This window comes from Micromonospora sp. NPDC002411 (assembly GCF_053592955.1).
This window is the reverse complement of the sequence record NZ_JBSFBM010000135.1, coordinates 1-17,236: the sequence shown is the minus strand read 5'-3', so window position 1 is coordinate 17,236 and position 17,236 is coordinate 1. Positions and strand designations below refer to the sequence as shown.

Annotated in this window: 18 protein-coding genes; 8 read left to right on the top strand and 10 right to left on the bottom strand. The window is 69.5% G+C overall.

Annotation, left to right across the window (positions count from 1 at the left end; all coding sequences use genetic code 11):
• Positions 1-518: 518 nt before the first annotated feature.
• Positions 519-1,811 carry a PIN-like domain-containing protein gene (locus ACWCO3_RS17580; RefSeq protein ID WP_450010928.1) on the top strand — a complete coding sequence of 431 codons (1,293 nt, stop codon included), beginning with the start codon at positions 519-521 and terminating at the stop codon, positions 1,809-1,811.
• Positions 1,812-1,893: 82 nt separating this feature from the next.
• Here the strand turns inward: ACWCO3_RS17580 and ACWCO3_RS17575 are convergent, their stop codons facing one another.
• Entirely contained in the window at positions 1,894-2,430 is a 537-nt protein-coding gene (locus tag ACWCO3_RS17575) for an NUDIX domain-containing protein (RefSeq protein WP_450010926.1), read from the bottom strand.
• A gap of 41 nt (positions 2,431-2,471) precedes the next feature.
• Positions 2,472-3,830, bottom strand: coding sequence for a hypothetical protein (locus ACWCO3_RS17570; protein ID WP_450010924.1), 1,359 nt, complete (start codon positions 3,828-3,830; stop codon positions 2,472-2,474).
• A 369-nt stretch (positions 3,831-4,199) separates the two neighbouring features.
• Here ACWCO3_RS17570 and ACWCO3_RS17565 point away from each other — a divergent pair, with 369 nt between their 5' ends.
• Positions 4,200-5,435: a helix-turn-helix domain-containing protein gene (locus tag ACWCO3_RS17565; protein ID WP_450010923.1), complete on the top strand. Its 1,236-nt coding sequence runs from the start codon at positions 4,200-4,202 to the stop codon at positions 5,433-5,435.
• Positions 5,436-5,538: 103 nt separating this feature from the next.
• The gene (locus ACWCO3_RS17560) at positions 5,539-6,390 is read left to right on the top strand and encodes an alpha/beta fold hydrolase (RefSeq protein WP_357937162.1); all 852 of its coding nucleotides are present in this window, start codon (positions 5,539-5,541) and stop codon (positions 6,388-6,390) included.
• A gap of 90 nt (positions 6,391-6,480) precedes the next feature.
• Here ACWCO3_RS17560 and ACWCO3_RS17555 read toward each other — a convergent pair whose 3' ends face one another.
• Genes ACWCO3_RS17555 through ACWCO3_RS17530 form a run of 6 tightly spaced genes read right to left on the bottom strand, consistent with a single transcriptional unit; the run spans position 6,481 to position 12,098 of the window.
• Positions 6,481-7,497 carry a methyltransferase gene (locus ACWCO3_RS17555; RefSeq protein ID WP_450010921.1) on the bottom strand — a complete coding sequence of 339 codons (1,017 nt, stop codon included), beginning with the start codon at positions 7,495-7,497 and terminating at the stop codon, positions 6,481-6,483.
• Between the two features lie 42 nt (positions 7,498-7,539).
• Positions 7,540-8,169 (bottom strand): hypothetical protein, encoded by a 630-nt coding sequence (locus tag ACWCO3_RS17550; RefSeq protein WP_450010919.1) that lies wholly within the window; start codon positions 8,167-8,169, stop codon positions 7,540-7,542.
• The gene (locus ACWCO3_RS17545) at positions 8,166-9,572 is read right to left on the bottom strand and encodes a selenium-binding family protein (RefSeq protein WP_450010917.1); all 1,407 of its coding nucleotides are present in this window, start codon (positions 9,570-9,572) and stop codon (positions 8,166-8,168) included. Before ACWCO3_RS17545 ends, ACWCO3_RS17550 begins: the two co-directional genes overlap by 4 nt.
• Before the next feature lie 14 nt (positions 9,573-9,586).
• On the bottom strand, positions 9,587-10,318 hold the full coding sequence (locus ACWCO3_RS17540) for an ABC transporter ATP-binding protein (RefSeq protein ID WP_145780963.1): 732 nt from the start codon (positions 10,316-10,318) through the stop codon (positions 9,587-9,589).
• The gene (locus ACWCO3_RS17535) at positions 10,291-11,124 is read right to left on the bottom strand and encodes an ABC transporter permease (RefSeq protein WP_358165831.1); all 834 of its coding nucleotides are present in this window, start codon (positions 11,122-11,124) and stop codon (positions 10,291-10,293) included. The genes ACWCO3_RS17540 and ACWCO3_RS17535 overlap by 28 nt, the downstream gene beginning before the upstream one ends.
• Positions 11,121-12,098 (bottom strand): aliphatic sulfonate ABC transporter substrate-binding protein, encoded by a 978-nt coding sequence (locus ACWCO3_RS17530; RefSeq protein ID WP_357937167.1) that lies wholly within the window; start codon positions 12,096-12,098, stop codon positions 11,121-11,123. The genes ACWCO3_RS17535 and ACWCO3_RS17530 overlap by 4 nt, the downstream gene beginning before the upstream one ends.
• A 178-nt stretch (positions 12,099-12,276) precedes the next feature.
• Here ACWCO3_RS17530 and ACWCO3_RS17525 point away from each other — a divergent pair, with 178 nt between their 5' ends.
• The gene (locus ACWCO3_RS17525; RefSeq protein ID WP_450010914.1) at positions 12,277-13,464 is read left to right on the top strand and encodes an LLM class flavin-dependent oxidoreductase; all 1,188 of its coding nucleotides are present in this window, start codon (positions 12,277-12,279) and stop codon (positions 13,462-13,464) included.
• 106 nt (positions 13,465-13,570) lie between these two features.
• Here ACWCO3_RS17525 and ACWCO3_RS17520 read toward each other — a convergent pair whose 3' ends face one another.
• Entirely contained in the window at positions 13,571-14,047 is a 477-nt protein-coding gene (locus ACWCO3_RS17520) for a nuclear transport factor 2 family protein (protein WP_358165824.1), read from the bottom strand.
• Positions 14,048-14,099: 52 nt separating this feature from the next.
• Here ACWCO3_RS17520 and ACWCO3_RS17515 point away from each other — a divergent pair, with 52 nt between their 5' ends.
• Positions 14,100-14,810: a TetR/AcrR family transcriptional regulator gene (locus ACWCO3_RS17515; RefSeq protein WP_358078061.1), complete on the top strand. Its 711-nt coding sequence runs from the start codon at positions 14,100-14,102 to the stop codon at positions 14,808-14,810.
• Between the two features lie 119 nt (positions 14,811-14,929).
• Here the strand turns inward: ACWCO3_RS17515 and ACWCO3_RS17510 are convergent, their stop codons facing one another.
• Positions 14,930-15,334 (bottom strand): hypothetical protein, encoded by a 405-nt coding sequence (locus ACWCO3_RS17510; protein WP_358051366.1) that lies wholly within the window; start codon positions 15,332-15,334, stop codon positions 14,930-14,932.
• Between the two features lie 320 nt (positions 15,335-15,654).
• Here ACWCO3_RS17510 and ACWCO3_RS17505 point away from each other — a divergent pair, with 320 nt between their 5' ends.
• From ACWCO3_RS17505 to ACWCO3_RS17495, 3 genes are all read left to right on the top strand, one after another.
• Entirely contained in the window at positions 15,655-15,957 is a 303-nt protein-coding gene (locus tag ACWCO3_RS17505; RefSeq protein ID WP_088989237.1) for an urease subunit gamma, read from the top strand.
• Positions 15,954-16,289, top strand: coding sequence for an urease subunit beta (locus ACWCO3_RS17500; RefSeq protein WP_145780974.1), 336 nt, complete (start codon positions 15,954-15,956; stop codon positions 16,287-16,289). The genes ACWCO3_RS17505 and ACWCO3_RS17500 overlap by 4 nt, the downstream gene beginning before the upstream one ends.
• Positions 16,286-17,236, top strand: a 951-nt coding sequence (locus tag ACWCO3_RS17495) for an urease subunit alpha (protein ID WP_450010911.1), incomplete at its 3' end; no start/stop codon positions are given. The genes ACWCO3_RS17500 and ACWCO3_RS17495, both read left to right, overlap by 4 nt.

Genomic DNA, 17,236 nt, shown 5'->3' with positions numbered 1-17,236 from the left:
CGGATCAGCCGGGCGTACACCGCCTCCCGCCGCTACCTCGCCACCCACCAGGAGCGATGATGCCGCTGCCCCCCAGGTGGCTGCGTCGGTTGCTGCACTCTCCTCAGGCTGGAACTGAACCATCGGCCTGCATGATGAACCCCTGCCGGCATACGTCGCCTGGAGGAAGTCCTAGGCGGGATCACGGATAGGCCCCGGCCTGCGTCGAGACGGGCGGATTCGAACTGACGACCCCTTGACCCCAGAGATCGGCGACGCGGTCCCGTCTGGGTCGCACCGCTGGTCCATGGCCTATGGCGGTCGCCATGGTTCCGCTTGGTGTGATCGGTTGCTGTACTAACCTGCTGTACCGCGCAGTCTCGCCAACTAACAGCGCCCGCTCGTACGCGGAGTGACCCGCACCCGCCGCTACCCTGAGCGCACGTTGTGCCGCATTGCTCAACTCTGCCCCCGCTCAGTCCGTCGCGATGCACTACCCTGCCCTAAGCCACAGCCACGAACATCAAGAGGACGAGCCCATGCCCGACTTCAGCGCCCAGTTCTCGGGATATTTAATCCCTGGTCCTGATCGTACGGCTGAGGCAATCACAACCGGGATGATCGTTTTAGACACAAACGTCCTGCTTGGCGCTTACCGCTTCGCACCGAAGGCACGCGAAGAGCTTCTCTCTGCTCTCCATCGCCTCGGCGACCGACTTTGGATTCCCCACCAAGTGGCCCTGGAGTTCCACCGGAATCGTTTCTCGGTAATCGCAGACCATGACGCTGCGTACAAAACAGTCCTCGAATCAGTCGCGGGTTATAAAGAAACGATTAGCTCCGAACTAGAAGACAAGATTCGGCAGCTCTCAAATCGGACCGCACTGCCAGACAAGGAGCGTGACCGACTCATAAGCATGGCAAATCGAAGCCTTCATTCGCTTGAGGCGGCGGTAGAAGGTCTTCGAAAGAGCCACGGTTTGAGCGGGCCCACTGGCCCAGATGCTGTCCTGACCCGAATTCAGTCACTGCTCACGAACCGGGTCGGATCACCTTATGAGGGCGACGATCTGACACGCGTGTCAGCCGAAGCCGCGCGACGCCTGGCAGCCAAGATCCCACCGGGGTTCAAAGACGCAGCTAAGGGCGACTCTAGTGGGGATTACTTCGTATGGTCCCAGACCGTCGACGAGGCTAGCCGCAGGAAGCCTCCGTACTTGGTATTTGTTACCGGCGATATAAAAGATGATTGGTACCTCCGCGTCAAAGGGCAGACCATCATGGCGCGCCCCGAGCTATCGGACGAATGCCTCCAAAAGTCGGGAGCTCGTCTAGTGATGATGCAGACCCGATCTTTCCTCAGGCAGGCCAGCGAATCTCTTCACGCCCCCGTCAGCTCCGAGACTCTCGAACAGGCTGACAGTTTAGACTTAAGGATCCGCAAGGCGAGTTCCCTGATGAGCACGCGCAGAGTGGAGGAAGCGCGGAAGAGGCAGTATCACCTCGACAGAGGGCTAAATGAAGTGGCGCTCCGCTTGGAGCTGGGATCTGAGAGAAAGCGTAGCCTCGAAGCCCAACTTCAGCAGCAGCTCGAAGCAGGCAATAGTGATGCAGCGCTGGCCCTGTACAGGGAACTTTCAGACGTGGATCGCGAGATTGCGGTTCTGAAGGTTTTGAGGGATTCGAGGCATGAAAGCATTAACCATATTCTCGCCAATTTCGATCCTATTAGGAACCAAAGACCTTCGCTCGGTCAGATCGCCCGAGCATCCATTTCGGACGATATTGATCCGGAATCCGACGGCGAACCTGATGCCGACCTTCAAGCTTAGCCTCGACGATCCGCCGCCCTGGTGTCCGCGCTGGCGTTGTCACTGAGCGGCGGACGATCGACCTGCACGCCGGCTTAAAGATTCACATTGTCTGGGACCCGGTCCCCGCTTCGTGTTCTGCTCCATCACCGGAGGACATTGGGACGACCGAGCCGTCAGCAAGGTACACCGGTGCCTGGCGCTCACGAGCGCTCATCGCCGCATGAACTCGTGTAGCGACGTTGTCGGGAAGGCGTTGCTCGGCGTCCCGGGGCGAAAAGAAGGCGGCCTCCTCCAACTCTTGTCCCGGCAGGACGAGACCATCGAGGTTTTCGGTCGACCCGCACTCGAACGTGAAGCTGACGATTGCGCGTGGCCGTTTCCCAGCGGGCGATGCCCAGTCCACTACGAGAAGGCCACCCACCACCACAGAAATCCCCAACTCCTCCCGGATCTCACGGGCGCAGGCATCATGTGGGTATTCGCCCTCGTCGACATAGCCGCCGGGGAAGGCCCAGTGGTCGCGGTACGTGGGCTTGACGAGCAGCACGTTGCCGGCCGGGTCGGTGATGAAGGCCGCGGCGGCGGCGTAGAAGGAAGCCAGGTTGGCGTACCACGTGGCGGGCTCCGTCCAGGTCACCTGGATGACGCTAGCGGACAGGTCTAGCTGAAGCTCTAGTCCTACACGGCTGTCGGCATGGCCGCGAGGCTGTGCAGGACCTCGTTGACCTGGGGTGACGCCTGCTGAGGGCTGAGCGTTGCGGCCAGTTCGCGGACGCGCTGTTGAACACGCGCCGAGCGGATGGCCGAGGAATGCTGTGCCAAGGTCCGACCCCACTCGCAGGCGGCGTCGGTGTCCCCGGCGCGGGCATGAGTCACGGCGACGAGAGCGGTGTGTAGGGCACGCGTCCGGGTGTTCTCGCTGGCGAGGGTGAGAGCGTCAGCCGCGTGTTCGAGGGCCTGCGGATACAGCTGTAGGTCGCCCAGGCACCTCAAAGCGGCTCCGGCGAGGTGGGCCGGGCTGAAGTAGGTGACCCAGCGTGGGCTGGGAACTGCGCCTGCGCGGTCGAGAGCACGCTCGGCTTTGGCGAGCGCAAGCTGGCAGCTACGGCGCTCTCTTGACTGCCCGTACGCGGTGGCGGCGGTGGCGTGCAGTCGAGCAAGCACGGCAGCCGGTGCACGCCCTGCCCCGTCGATCGCCGCTTCGGCGAGCCGGGCCGCGTCCCGGGAGTGGCCCAGGTGTACGGCCTGTGTAGCGAGGTTGGCCAGCAGGTGCGCACCGTAGAGGCGGTCATTGGCGGCCTTGGCGAGCCGCATGGCGATGGTCACGTGTTGTTGGGCAGTGGCGTGGTCGCCGGCGTCGTACGACATGAAGGCGAGTTGTCCGCACAGTGTCGCGGCTGACCGCATGAGGTCCTGCCCCACAGCTTCGGTGTAGGTGCCGCGCAGCATGACGGTGACCTGGCGTACGAGGAAGTCGGCCATGAGTGCCCGGGTGTGCGGAGACCCGCTGCCGTGACGTCGGTCGAGATCGGTGAAATGGTCGGCCAACGCGTACAGCGACTGAACATCGGTGAGGGTGACGAGCTGTCGGCCGCTCCTGCTGATCATCTCGTCCGGCAGGTCATACCGCCAGCCGAGTGCCGCCTGGAGCGCTTTGCCGCTGTCGAACGTCCCGCTTGCCTGTGGATGAAGGTGCTTGGCGAGCCTCGTCCAGATCTGCTCGGCCGTATCGATCGCACCGTCGACGGACCCGGGATAAACGCACGTCGCCATGCTCTCGACCGCGCCGAAGCCCAACTCTGTAACAGCGACGGGACGATCGAGCTTGCGGGCTAGGGTCTCGGCCATCGCGGCCTGGACATGTTCGCCAGGCCGGCGACCGCGTAACCACCAGTAGACGCTGGCAGCGTCGTACCGCCAGACGCCCTCGTTGCGGCCGGCGTGATTGAGCTGGCGGGCGAAGGCGGCGTGGGCGTTGCCGTAGCCGGCGGCAAGGAGTAGCCCTTCGAACGCGGCGTTCGTCACCGGTCGCGCCATGGTCCACCTCCAGGCATCAGTCAACTACAGCTAGTGACGAGCCTACGGGTTGATTCGGTCCTATGGGGACCTGCGCAACCCTGCGCAACCCGCGTCCTGAGCAGCGCAATCACACGCATCGCTTGCCATCTGGTCCCTCGGTGGACAACCGGCTTCGGTGATTGCAGGAGTCCTGGGCGCCGGCAGTGTCTGACGTCGCGCGCCGGCTGACGGAGGTGGGCATGCAAGGCGACGAGCCGACGAGCAGGGGCGAGCAGTGTGAGGCGGCCGAGCGGGAGGCTGCCAAGCAGCGCCTCCTGGCCCAGGCCGAGGCGGAGCGCGTACCAGTGAACGAAACGACTCGTGCGGTCCCGGACCGGCGGTGGCGGCGTGAGCAGCGATGACGTCCCGATCGGCCGGCGGGTAGCCCGGTGGCGGGTGCGGCGGTCCATGACGCAGCAGATGCTCGCCGACCGGCTGCGGAGGTCGAAGAGCTGGGTGGACAAGGTGGAGCGCGGTGTGCGCACCCTGGATCGGTACTCGGTGATTCAGGAGTTGGCCCACGTCCTGCGGGTTGACCCGGAGGTGCTGCTTGGCCAGCAGCGCAGCACCCCGGCGAGCCCGCCGGCCGGGGTGGACGACATCCGGGCCGCGCTGGCCCGCTACGACACCCCGCAGGCCCCGGCGCAGCCGCCCGACGAGCTGAGAAGGCAGGTCGGCTACGCCTGGTTGACCTACCAGCATGCGCACTACGGGCAGTTGGTGCGGGTGTTGCCGGGTTTGCTCGATGGCGTTCAGGGCGCGCGGTCACCGGAGTTGCTGGTGCAGACGTACCGGATCACCTCGTCGCTACTGGTCAAGCTCGGCGAGGTCGACCTCGGATGGCTGGCCGCCGACCGAGCGATGGCCGCCGCCGGCGACGACAGGCTGCTCGCGGCGACCGCGACCATCTCGGTAGGTCAAGCGCTCCGCGCGCAAGACCGCGACCGCTTGGCCCTGGCCGCCCTGCTCCCCGCCGCCAACCGCGTCCTTCCACCCGTCACCCACTCCGGTGATCAAGAGGTTTGCGGCACTTTTGGAGATCAAAGCGGCCGCAAACCTCTTGATCACCGAGGTCAGGGCGATCACCGAGGGCAGGAGTGGGCGGTGGGTGGGACGTTGCTGGTGCAGGCTGCGCTTGCTGCTGCCGGTTGCGGCGAGCACCGCCGTGCCGACGAACTGACCGAGCGGGCTGCGGGCGTCGCCGCAAACCTTCGGGGGTACGACGATGCGCACCGCACCAGCTTCGGGCCGGTCGCCGTCGAGCTGGCACGGGTGCTGGTGGCGGCGCAACGGAGTGACGCCGCCGAGGCGTTACGGAGGCACTCGGCCGTGGTGCGGCGGGAGGGGTGGCGGCGATTGCCGGCCGAGTATCGGGGTGCGTACCTGGTCGACGTCGCTCGGGCTTACCTCCAGGTGGGCGACCTGCGTGGGGCGGCGCGCGCCCTGGTCGACGCGGACAGCGTCGCGCCGGCTGAGGTTCGGAGCCGGTCGTTGGCGCGTACCGTCATCGCCGACGTTGCCCGGTCGCAGCCGGCGCCGGCCGGCGTGGCGCGACTGGCGACGCTGGTCGGCCTCACCCGCTGACCTTTGCTCCTGCGGTTCGGGCCGATCTGACGGCCGGCATATCCCGCGACCGGGCGGGAAAGCGTGGGCCGTCCGACAGCCCAGACCGGAGCAGGAGTCAAACATGCCTTTCATCACCGTGGGGACGGAAAACTCCGCGCCCATCGACCTTTACTACGAGGATCACGGTTCCGGTAAGCCGGTGGTGCTGATCCACGGCTTCCCGTTCAACGGCGCGACCTGGGAGAAGGAGACCACCGCGCTGCTCAACGCCGGATACCGGACGATCACCTACGATCGCCGCGGTTACGGTAACTCCGCCCAGCCGGCGTTCGGGTACGACTACAACACGTTCGCGGCGGACCTGGACGTGTTGATGACCGAGCTGGACCTGAACGACGTGACCCTGATCGGTCACTCGATGGGCACCGGCGAGGTCATTCGCTACCTGGGCAACTACGGCTCGCAGCGCGTGAGTCGGGCCGTTGTGCTGAGCCCGCTGCAACCGATGCTGGCAAAGGCCAACGACAACCCGGAGGGCGTCGAGCGGAGCCTCTTCAAGGGCTTCCAGGACGCCATCATCAAGGACCGCTTCGCGTACCTGACGTCCTTCTGCGACGCGTTCTTCAACCCGGACCAGAACATGGGCAAGCGGGTCAGCGAGGAGGCGTACCGGGCGCACTGGCAGATCGGCGCGATGGCCTCCGGCAAGGCCACCCACGACAGTGTGGACGCCTGGCAGGAGGACTTCCGTCAGGATCTGCCGAAGATCAACATTCCGGTGTTGATCGTCCAGGGTGACCAGGACCGGGTGCTGCCCTACCCGGTGACCGGTCAGCGGCTCGGGCCGATGATGCCGACCGCGCAGCTCGTCACGCTCAAGGGCGCGCCGCACGGCATCCCGTGGACCCACGCCGACGAGGTCAACAAGGCGATCATGGACTTCATGAAGCAACCGGCCAAGGCTCGCGCCTGACCCGTACCGGTAGCCGATCGGACACCAGCGCCGTGACGGCGCCGCGACACCCGGCCCACGGTTCGCACCGGGGCCGGGTGTCGTCGTCGGTCAGGCCCGCCGTGCCACCACCGCGCCGTTGGCGCCGGGTGCGTCGAACGGCACCGTCCGCACGTCGACGAAACCGGCGTCGGTGAGCCAGGCGGCGTACTCGGCGCCCGAGTAGTTTCGACCGCCCTCGGTCTCAACCAGCATGTTCATGCCCATCAGGGCCGCCTCCGGTGGCCCGGTGCGCTCGTCGTTGAGCAGCAGCTCGCAGACGACGATCGCCCCGCCCGGTGGCAACGCCGCGTGGCAGCGGGCCAACAACGCCCGGTTCGTCGGCTCGTCCCAGTCGTGCAGGATCATGCTGAGCAGGATGACGTCGTGCCCCTCCGGCAGCGCCGGGTCGGCGAGGAAGTCACCGGCCACCGCGTCGATCCGCCCGGTCAGGCCGGCCTCCGCGATCCGCTCCCGGCCCCGGACGCACACGTGGGGCAGGTCCAGGACGGTGGCCCGCAGGTCGGGCAGGCGGCGGCAGAACTCGATCGGGAACGCGCCGGCCCCGCCACCGACGTCGAGAAGCCGGCGGTGCGCGGAGAAGTCGTACGCGTCGGCCAGCGCGCTGGCGGTGAAGCTGGACGTGGAGAACATCGCGTCCCAGAACTGCGCCAGCATCTCCGGGTCGGCGGTGTCGAACATCGACTGTTGGGCCTCCGGGTCCCAGGTCAACGGCCGATCCGTGCGCAGCGCCTCGCCGATGCGGTGCCAGGGCAGGTAGGTGCGCAGGTCCGAGTAGCGGACCTGGGCTCCGAAGTAGTACGGGCGGCCCTCGACCAGGAACTGCTCGGCCAACTCGGAGTTGCGGTAACCGTCGCCGGCCTTCTCCAACAGGCCGAGCGACGCGCTGGCGGCCAGCAGCAGGTCCGCGGGCCGGTCGGGCAGGCCGAACTCGGCGGAGGCTTCCTCGACGGTCATCGTCCGCCCGCCGGCCAGCCGGGTGAACAGGCCCAGCTCGACGCCGACCGCGAGGGTCTTGAACCCCCACACACCGGCCACCAGGTGCATGAGGGGAGTCGGAGAGATCATGCGGTCATCAGATCACGATTCGCGTCCGTCCACGATGGTCGGTCACGCCCGCAGCAGCGTGACCAGCCCGGCGGCCACCAGCACCCCGGCCCAGAGCCGGTCGACGTTGAACCACGCCCGGCGCAGCACGCCGACCCCGAGCACCTGGTAGACCAGCATCGCCACGACCACTGCGGTCCCGAGCATCGCCACGGTGTGCACGCCGGCCGCCGCGAGCCCGGTCAGCGCACCCACCGGCGCGGCGGCCAGGTGCCCGGCGTGACCCCCGGCCACCGGCTCGGCCACCAGCACCGGCAACAGCATCAGCCCTGCGCCGTGCGCCGACGACATGAGGAACGACCAGCCGGCGAGCTGCGCCGCGGACAGCCGCATCCCCGCCCAGCGGAAGTGCCGCTCGGAGAGCAACCGCCACAGCCCGAAGGCCACCAGCAGCACGCCGCCGGCCACCGCGAGAGCGGTGCTCGTCGTCACCGAACGGGTCGCGGCGACCAGCGCGGCGACGATCCCCACCGAGGCGAGGTGCCCCGCCGCGATCGGCGGCAGTGCCCGCAGCAGCGCCGACCGGCTGCGCTCCTGGAGGCCCCGGGCCACCGCGAACAGCCACCCCATCGCCGGGTTCAGACCGTGGAACGCGCCGAGCACGGCGAGCGTCGCCAGGGCGGCGACGGTCACGGAAAGCAGTACGAGTCGGAGGACGCGTCCCCACCCTGCAAGCGCGTCTGGTGCACCCGCAGGCCCCGGAACTCGTCCCCGTGCGGGAAGAACCGCACGTCGGGGGTGAGGCCACCGGCGTCCACGTCGACGTCGAGCTTGGCCAGCCAGGCACCCACCCCGTCGGGGTAGAACTGGTCGTCCCACGCGCCGTAGAGCGAGTTGCTGACGTAGACCCGCCGACCGTCGCGGCTGACCTCCACCATCTGCGGACCCCCGGCCAGGGCCTCGTCCGGCGCGGACGGGTGAGCGGTGCGGCGGACGATCCCGCCGAGGTGCACCGAGCCGGTCTGCACCGGGTGAAGCGGGTCGCTGACGTCGTACTGGCGCAGCTCACCCGTGCCCCAGCAGGAGACGTAGAGGAACCGGTCGTCGACCGACAGGTCGATGTCGGTCACCAGCGGTGGCACCGCGCCGAACGGCTTGAGCAGGTCGGGCAGGTCCGCCGGATCGGCCGGCTCAGCCGGGATGTCGATCACCTTGGTGACCGCCCAGGCGTCGCCGTCGCGGTGCCACAGCCAGATCGACGCGGACAGGTCCTCGACGCTGATGACCACCCCGACGAACCCGTACGACTTCGTGGGATCGTGCGCGGGGCGCAGCTCCAGCGGCATCTGGTACTGGTCGCCCAGGTCGACGCGCTGCACGTGCCGGCGTTTCGCGAGGTCCCAGAAGTGGATGGCGTGCCCGTAGCGCCGGCCCAGCAGCAACTCGCCGATGATGCCGTCCTCGATCATCGACGGGGTGCCCCACTCGCTGGTGACCAGCACGTCCTGGGTGAGGTGCCACCACACGTCGTACGCGAGGAACTGCGGGCCCCGGTCGGCCTCCCACGCTCCGCGTACCTCGAAGGTGGTGTGGTCGAGGACGGCGATGCCTCCGGGCCCCTCCTCGCCGTCCGCGCCGCCGAGAGCGGAGAGGTAGATGCCGTCCGGCCCACAGTGCACTGTGTGCGGCCGGGAGTAGCCGGCCCTCTTCGCCAGCTCCTCCGGGCCGATCACCTTGACGACCTGGGGCTGGCGCGGGTCGGGCTGGGTGTCGATCACGTGGATGCGCGACGACCGTAGGCCGGGCACGATCAGGTAGCGCCGCTCCACGTGCGGGTGCGGAGTGGTCGGGCAGAGCGCGCTGCTGCACGCGTTCCACCCGAAGTGGTGCAGCTCGTCGCCGACGTGGGGCAGGTCGGTCCAGCCCACGACCCGACCGTAGTCGGGGGAGTCGGGGTCGGTGTCCAGCACCACGATGGCGTCCGGACGGCTGGCCGTACGGTCGAAGGCCGCCACGTAGGCGAGCTTCTCCGCCGGCGCGGTCACCGCCTCACGGGGGGAGGGGTAGAACGTGGGATCGGGGGTCCAGCGGGTCATCACAGCTCCGCTCGTCAGGTGGTGGGAACGCCGAGTCGGTCGAGCAGGTGGCGGCGCAGCGCGCCGAAGGCCGGGTCGTCCGGCGTACGGGTGGGGCCGAGGTCGACGGGCAGTTCCGCGGCGATGCGGCCCTCGTCGAGGAGCAGAATCCGGTCGGCGAGCAGCAGCGCCTCCTCCACGTCGTGGGTGACCAGCAGTGCGGCGAAGCCGTGCTCGGCGCGGAGTCGGCGCAGCAGGATCTGCATCCGCAGGCGGGTCAGCGCGTCCAGGGCGCCGAACGGCTCGTCGAGCAGCAGCAGGTCCGGCTCGCGGACCAGCGCTCGTGCGACGGCCACCCGTTGTGCCTGCCCGCCGGACAGCTCGGCCGGCCAGGCGTGGTGCCGCTCGGCGAGCCCGACCTCGGCCAACGCCCGTTGGATGCGCCCGGAGATGTCCGCACCCGACAGCCCGAGCCCGACGTTGGCCGCGACCCGCTTCCAGGGCAGCAGACGGTGCTCCTGGAACACCACAGCGGCGGTGCCGTGCACGACGATCTGACCGCTGGCCTCGCCGTCCAGCCCGGCGAGAATCCGCAGGAGGGTGCTCTTGCCGGAGCCGCTGCCGCCCAGCAGGGCGACCACTTCGCGGCGCGCGATGGTCAGGTCGACCCCGGCCAGCACGACAGTCGGCCCGAACGCCCGGTGCACCGCGTGAGCGGTCAGCACCGGCGTCGCGCCGTTCAGGTGGCCCGCAGTCCGCGACGCCATGTCAACATCCTCCTCTCCAGGATGCGCAGCGCACTGTCGGATATCAGCCCGAGCAGGGCGTAGACGAGCAGGCCGAGCACCACCACGTCGGTCTGGCTGAACTCCCGCGCCTCCATCATCAGGAAGCCGATCCCGGTCTGGGCGTTGACCTGCTCACCGACGACCAGGCTGAGCCAGGCCGCGCCGATCGCCAGCCGTAGGCCGAGGAAGAGGGACGGCAGTGCGCCGGGCAGCACCACGTGGCGCAGGCGGGCGGCCTGCCCCAGCCCGCAGGTGCGGGCCGCCTCCACCAGCCGTTCGTCGATGTCCCGGATGCCGGCGTAGGTGTTGAAGTAGATGGGGAAGAACGCGCCGAGGGCCACCAGACTGATCTTCAGTGACTCGCCGATCCCGACCCAGATGATCAGCAGCGGGACCAGGCCCAGGTGGGGCAGCATCCGGGCCATCTGCACCGGCGGGTCGACCAGGTCGTCACCGAGCCGCAGCAGCCCGGCCACTGTGCCCAGGGCGAGCGCCAGCAGGCCGCCGATCAGCAGGCCCGCCCCGGCCCGGGTGAGGGAGTCCAGCAGGTGGACGCCGAGTGTGCCGTCCCGGCCCAGTCGCCAGCCGGTGGCCAGGACGTCGCTGGGTGCTGGCAGCTTCTCCGGTGCCAGCAGCCCGGTCCGCGCGGCCATCTCCCAGCCCAGGACCAGGGCCACCGGGCTGCCCAGCCGCCACCACCGGCGGGCCGGCCGCTGCCGCCGGGGCGCGACAGGTGGCACCGCCACTGTCTCGCTGGGCGCCTCGATGAGTGTCGTACGGCTCACTGGAACACCTCGTTGAACCGGCCGTCGACCCGGGACCGGATGTCGACCGGCCCGGGGATGAGGTCGAGGGCGATGAAGCTGTCGGTGATCGCCTGGAGTTCGTCGCCGATGGCGGGGGTGACCGGGGCGAGGGGTTTGGCGCTGCGGGCCAGGGCGCGGCTGGTGACGTCCTGCGGGATCTTCAGCTCCGGCGCGAGGGTGCTGGCCCGCTCCTCGGGGTGGGCGATGCCCCAGTCGGTCACCTCGCGGTAGCGCTGGAGGAACTCCCGGATGTCGTCCGACCTCTTCTCGACCGCGTCGGGCGCGGCCAGGACGTACTCACGGTTGCTGGCCAGGTTGGTCGCGTCGGCGAGTACCTGGACCCCGGGTTGCTCGGCGAGGGCGAAGTACGGATCCCAGATCACCCAGGCGTCGACCTGGCCGCCGTCGAAGGCGGGCCGTCCCTCGGCGGGCTTGAGGTACTTGACCTGGATGTCCTTCAGGGTCATGTTGTTCGCCTTCAAGAGCTGGACCAGCAGCCAGTGCACGTTGGACCCCTTGTTGAGGGCCACCGTCTTTCCCTTGAGGTCGGCGAAGCTGCGGTAGCCGCGATCGGCTTTGACCAGCACGGCCTCACCCTGCGGGATCGGCGCCGACGTGCCGATGATGGAGAACGGGATCTTCCCCGCCGCGGCGAAGACCGGTGGTGCCTCGCCGACCTGTCCGATGTCGATGGAGCCGGCCTTGAGCGCCTCGGTGAGCGCCGGGCCGCTCTCGAACAGCGACCACTCCACGTTCGGCGCCGCTGCGCGCGCCTTGACCAGGCTCAGCCCGCCGAAGCGCTGGTAGCCGATCCGGAGCTTGCTCGCGGTGCCGCCGGCATCGGCGGACCCGCCGCACGCGCTCACCGTGACCGTGGCGAGCAGCGCCACCGTGGTGAGCGCGGCCGTCAGGAGGCGGCGGTGCGGGAGGCGACTCGTCGACGGGATGGGCATGGCGGCTCCTCGGTCGGGCATGCGGGTGGCGGCGCATCGACATGTGTCGGCGCCATGGGCGGTAGCCTACTAACCCGATAGGTTTTATGGGTAGGCTGTCGGCGGGATCGTCCCACCCCTCAGGAGGTGCCCGCATCGCCGCGCGCGCCGACCGCTCCCGCCGAAGGAAAGAGCCGCGATGACAGTCACCTTCCACTGGTTCCTGCCCACCAACGGCGACAGCCGGGACATCGTCGGCGGCGGACACGGCGTGCCGACCGGTGCCGCCGGAGGCGCCCGCCCGGCCAGCGTGGCCTACCTCGGGCAGATCGCCCGCACCGCCGAACAGCTCGGGTTCGTCGGCGCGCTCACACCGACCGGCGCCTGGTGCGAGGACGCCTGGCTGACCACCGCGATGCTGAGCGAGGTGACCGAACGCCTCAAGTTCCTGGTCGCCTTCCGGCCCGGTCTGCTGTCCCCGACCCTGGCCGCCCAGATGGCCTCGACCTTCCAGCGGCTGTCGAAGGGCCGCCTCCTGCTCAACGTGGTCACCGGTGGCGAGTCGCAGGAACAGCGGGCCTACGGCGACTTCCTGGACAAGGACGCCCGGTACGCGCGGGCCGACGAGTTCCTGCACGTCGTCCGTGCGCTGTGGCGGGGTGAGACGGTCGACCACACGGGCACCCACCTGCGCGTCGAGCAGGCGCGGCTGCACCGGCTGCCCGACCCGGTCCCGCCGGTCTACTTCGGTGGCTCGTCCGCCGCCGCCCTGCCCGTGGCCGTGCGGCACAGCGACGTCTACCTCACCTGGGGCGAGCCGCCGGCCCAGGTCGCCGAGAAGGTCGGCCGGGTCCGGGCGCTGGCCGCCGACGTCGGGCGGGAGTTGCGCTTCGGCATCCGGCTGCACGTCATCGCCCGGGACACCGCCGACGAGGCGTGGGCGCAGGCCCGCCGCCTGCTCGACGGCATCGCCGAGGCCGACATCCGGGCCGTGCAGGACGGCCTACGCCGCAGCGAGTCGGAGGGGCAGCGCCGGATGCTCGACCTGCACGGTGGCTCCCGCGACAGCCTGGAAGTCGCGCCCAACCTGTGGGCCGGCGTGGGACTGGTGCGGGGAGGGGCCGGCACCGCCCTCGTCGGCAGCCACACCGAGATCGCCGACCGGATCGCCGAGTATCACGCGCTCGGCATCGACGAGTTCGTCCTCTCCGGCTATCCGCACCTGGAGGAGGCGTACTGGTTCGGCGAGGGTGTGCTACCGATCCTTCGCGACCGAGGGCTGTGGCGGCACCCCGACGGCACACCAGAGTCGACGGAGCACGTCAACGTTCCCTTCGCCGGGGTGGCACCACAGCGGGCGGTGCCGGAGCCGGTTGCGACCCGCTGACCGGTCGCACCGGCTGGTACGCAGTCCGGGCTCGTCAGGTTGATGGGCTGGCTGGGTGCGCGCGGATGCGCCAAGGCGGGCTGAACCACCCCCGGCTCGTCGCCGGCTATCTTGGCTCGGCGCTGTGTGAGGTCGACGTGGTGGGGGCTGCGTTGACGGCTGCGACGAGCCCGTCGAGGTGGCCGCGGATTCGAGCGGCGGTGAGGTGGTCGAAGTAGTCGCGCGAGCTGACGATCTCGCCGTTGCGCACACGAAGCACGAAGATGCCGGGCAGCGCGAACGCCTCTCCGGTGTCGGCGACGGTGCCCTGATACTCGAACTCGGCGATGATGACCTCGGGATCGGTTGTCTCGTGGATGGTGATGTCGGCCGCCCGACGATGTAGCCGCGGGCCGGCGTCCGTGGGCCGGAAGTGCTCGCGAAGGTCGTCGCGGGTGCGCAGCGCAGGGGCACGAAGCGGGTCGAACGGGTGCACGACGTGGGTCTGTTCCGCGTAGAGGTTGGGAAGTTCGTCCCAACGGCCCTCCGCGACGCCGTTCACGAGCGCGAGGAAGACCTCTCGCGGGCCAAGGGGTCGGGCCATGGGATTCTCCTGTCATCGGCGCGGGTCCGCCCGCGGATGAGTACGATCCGAAGTGCCGACTCCGATAATACGGAGCTATGACTTCGGTTATCAAGCGATCGAAGGAGCGATGAGTACCTCCGACATGAGCCAGACCAGCGACGGGCGGGCGCGACGCGTCGACGCGCGAGCCAACCGCAGCCGCATCCTGGACGTCGCCGAAGAGGTCTTCGGCAAGGGCGGCGAGTCCGCATCGACGGAGGAGGTGGCCCGCCTGGCCGGGGTCGGCATCGCCACGGTCTTCCGCCACTTCCCCACCAAGGCGGCGCTGCTGCAGGCCGTCCTCGTCAGGCGGTTCGATCGCCTGCGCGAGCAGGCCGAAGCGTTGCTCGACACCACGGATCCCGGCAGCGCCTTCTTCGACTTCTTCCGCCACCTCGTCGCCGACGCGGCAACGAAGATCGCCATAAGCGAGGCTCTACTCGACGCCGGCGGTGACAGCGACGGCGACGCCATCCACGCGTCGAACGGACTACGCCGAGCCGTCGGCGCGCTTCTCCAGCATGCCCAGCAAGCCGGTGCCGTCCGTGACGATGTCGAACTACCCGAGGTCTACGCCTTGCTGGTTGCCGCATCCCGAGCCGCCGCGCACACGGACCTCGACGAGGAGGTGAAAGCCCGCGCGCTGGTCATCGTCTTCGACGGCCTCGCGCCACACCCGACCGCACGGGTGCAAACACACCGACCCGAGCCATCCCAGCTTGATGGTCGAGCATCTACCTGAGGAACCCGGGCCCTAGGGCCTGTTTCATAAGACCTGGCCGGCCTCTTGGACGAAACCGCAACGCCGCCGGATCGCCGCCCGGACTCCGCCTCGGCTCGACCGCCCTTATGAAACAGGCCCTAGCCGGGTCGGCCGGCCGACCGTCGGCCGACCCGCCGTGCGGCGAGGCTCACCGCCGTGCTGCCGGCCGCCGTCCCGACCAGCACCAGGACCGCCCCGACGGCCCACAGGCCGCTGTCGTCGGTGGACGCCGCCCGCCACGTCCAGGCCGCCGTGAAGGCGACGGTCATCACCGGCACCACCAGCCACGGGCTGAGTCGTCTACCGGCGAGCGCGGCCAGCAGCACCAGCGTCAGCACACAGCCGATCACCTGCCACACCTCGTACGGGCCGCTTGTCGCACCGGTCTCCGCGTCGACCGTGTACCCGTTGTCCCAGCCCAGCCAGAGCAGCCAGGCCCCGACCGTGGCCGCCGCCAGGAACAGGACACCGAGCAGTGCGTGCGTACCCCTCGTCGCCGTCATCGGACGATCATGCCCGGCACGACGCGGAAGCGGAATGAGCCCCGGTACCCAGACCCCGACGCGATTCCGCCCGGACTGTTGCCCCGGCCGGTGGTGATCCTCTACGGTCGGCTCAGCGGTGGGCGGTGCGGTCCGCATCCGACCGGACACCGCCGGTTGCCCGTCGTGCGGGCCGGGATGGTGGAGTCCCGGGTCGCCCCGTCGGCGGGAGACTCGGCGGTCGTGTGACTCCAGCTCGTACCCCGGGTGTTGCTGCCCGGCGCGGCTCCCTGCGGGGCCGACGGCGAGCCGGGCACGCCGATCCCACCGGGAGAAGCCCCGTGTTCCTCAGCCCGCACGAGCAGGACCGTCTGCTCGTCCACGTGGCGGCTGATGTCGCCCGCGCCCGCCGCGAGCGCGGCCTGCGCCTCAACTACCCCGAAGCCGTCGCGATCATCACCGCGTTCCTGCTCGAAGGGGCCCGCGACGGCCGGTCCGTGGTCGACCTGATGGCGGCCGGCCGGACCGTGCTCGGCCGCGACGACGTCCAGGACGGCATCCCCGAGCTGCTGAGGGAGGTGCAGGTGGAGGCGACGTTCCCGGACGGCACCAAGCTGGTGACGGTGCACCACCCGATCCCGTGATCCCAGGGGAGATCCTGCCGGCGTCCGATCCGGTCGAGATCAACGTGGGCCGCCCGGTGACCACAGTGCTCGTGGTCAACACCGCCGACCGGCCGGTGCAGGTGGGCTCGCACTACCACTTTGCCGAGGCCAACCCGGCGTTGTCGTTCGACCGGGGCGCCGCCTGGGGGCAGCGGCTCGCCGTGCCGGCGGGCACCTCGGTACGGTTCGAGCCGGGCATCAGCCGCAGCGTCGACCTCGTCCCGTTCGGCGGAGCGCGCATCGTGCCGGGGCTGCGCGGCGAGTGCGCCGGCCCGCTGGACCGGTCACCGGCCGACGGGTCGTCGCGGTGAGCGCCGTGCGGCGCGACCGCTACATCGACCTGTACGGGCCCACGACCGGCGACCGGATCCGGCTGGCCGACACCAACCTGCTGATCGAGGTGGAGACCGATCACTGCGTCGGCGGTGACGAGGCGGTCTTCGGTGGCGGGAAGGTGATCCGCGAGTCGATGGGCCAGTCCCGGGCTACCCGCGCCGAAGGGGCACTGGACACCGTCATCACCGGCGCGGTGGTGCTCGACCACTGGGGTGTGGTCAAGGCCGACGTGGGGCTGCGCGACGGACGGATCGTGGCGCTCGGCCGGGCCGGCAACCCGGACACCATGCCCGGTGTCCACCCCGACCTGGTGATCGGCCCGTCGACCGAGGTGATCGCCGGCAACGGCCGGATCCTCACCGCCGGCGCGGTCGACACCCACGTGCACTTCATCTGCCCGCAGATCGTCACCGAGGCCCTGGCCAGTGGCATCACCACGCTCGTCGGAGGCGGCACCGGGCCGGCCGAGGGGACGCGGGCGACCACCGTCACGCCGAACGGCTGGCACCTGGCCCGGATGCACGAGGCGTTGGACACGATGCCGGTCAACGTGCTGCTGCTCGGCAAGGGCAACACCGTCTCGGAAGAGGCGCTGTGGGAGCAGTTGCGGGCCGGCGCGGGCGGTTTCAAGCTGCACGAGGACTGGGGCACCACACCGGCGGCGATCGACGCCTGCCTACGGGTGGCGGACGCGTCCGGGGTGCAGGTGTCGATCCACACCGACACGCTCAACGAGGCCGGTTTCGTCGCCGACACCCTGCGGGCGATCGGCGGCCGGGCGATCCACTCGTACCACACCGAGGGGGCCGGCGGCGGGCACGCGCCGGACATCATCACGGTGGCCGGTGAACCGAACGTGCTGCCGTCGTCGACCAATCCGACCCGGCCGTACACCGCCAACACCCTGGCCGAGCACCTCGAC

Coding starts and splice junctions, on each gene's coding strand:
- ACWCO3_RS17525 (WP_450010914.1), top strand. CDS start 12,277: ATGACAGTCACCTTCCACTGGTTCCTGCCCACCAACGGCGACAGCCGG.
- ACWCO3_RS17545 (WP_450010917.1), bottom strand. CDS start 9,572: ATGACCCGCTGGACCCCCGATCCCACGTTCTACCCCTCCCCCCGTGAG.
- ACWCO3_RS17530 (WP_357937167.1), bottom strand. CDS start 12,098: ATGCCCATCCCGTCGACGAGTCGCCTCCCGCACCGCCGCCTCCTGACG.
- ACWCO3_RS17580 (WP_450010928.1), top strand. CDS start 519: ATGCCCGACTTCAGCGCCCAGTTCTCGGGATATTTAATCCCTGGTCCT.
- ACWCO3_RS17570 (WP_450010924.1), bottom strand. CDS start 3,830: ATGGCGCGACCGGTGACGAACGCCGCGTTCGAAGGGCTACTCCTTGCC.
- ACWCO3_RS17520 (WP_358165824.1), bottom strand. CDS start 14,047: ATGGCCCGACCCCTTGGCCCGCGAGAGGTCTTCCTCGCGCTCGTGAAC.
- ACWCO3_RS17560 (WP_357937162.1), top strand. CDS start 5,539: ATGCCTTTCATCACCGTGGGGACGGAAAACTCCGCGCCCATCGACCTT.
- ACWCO3_RS17555 (WP_450010921.1), bottom strand. CDS start 7,497: ATGATCTCTCCGACTCCCCTCATGCACCTGGTGGCCGGTGTGTGGGGG.
- ACWCO3_RS17540 (WP_145780963.1), bottom strand. CDS start 10,318: ATGGCGTCGCGGACTGCGGGCCACCTGAACGGCGCGACGCCGGTGCTG.
- ACWCO3_RS17510 (WP_358051366.1), bottom strand. CDS start 15,334: ATGACGGCGACGAGGGGTACGCACGCACTGCTCGGTGTCCTGTTCCTG.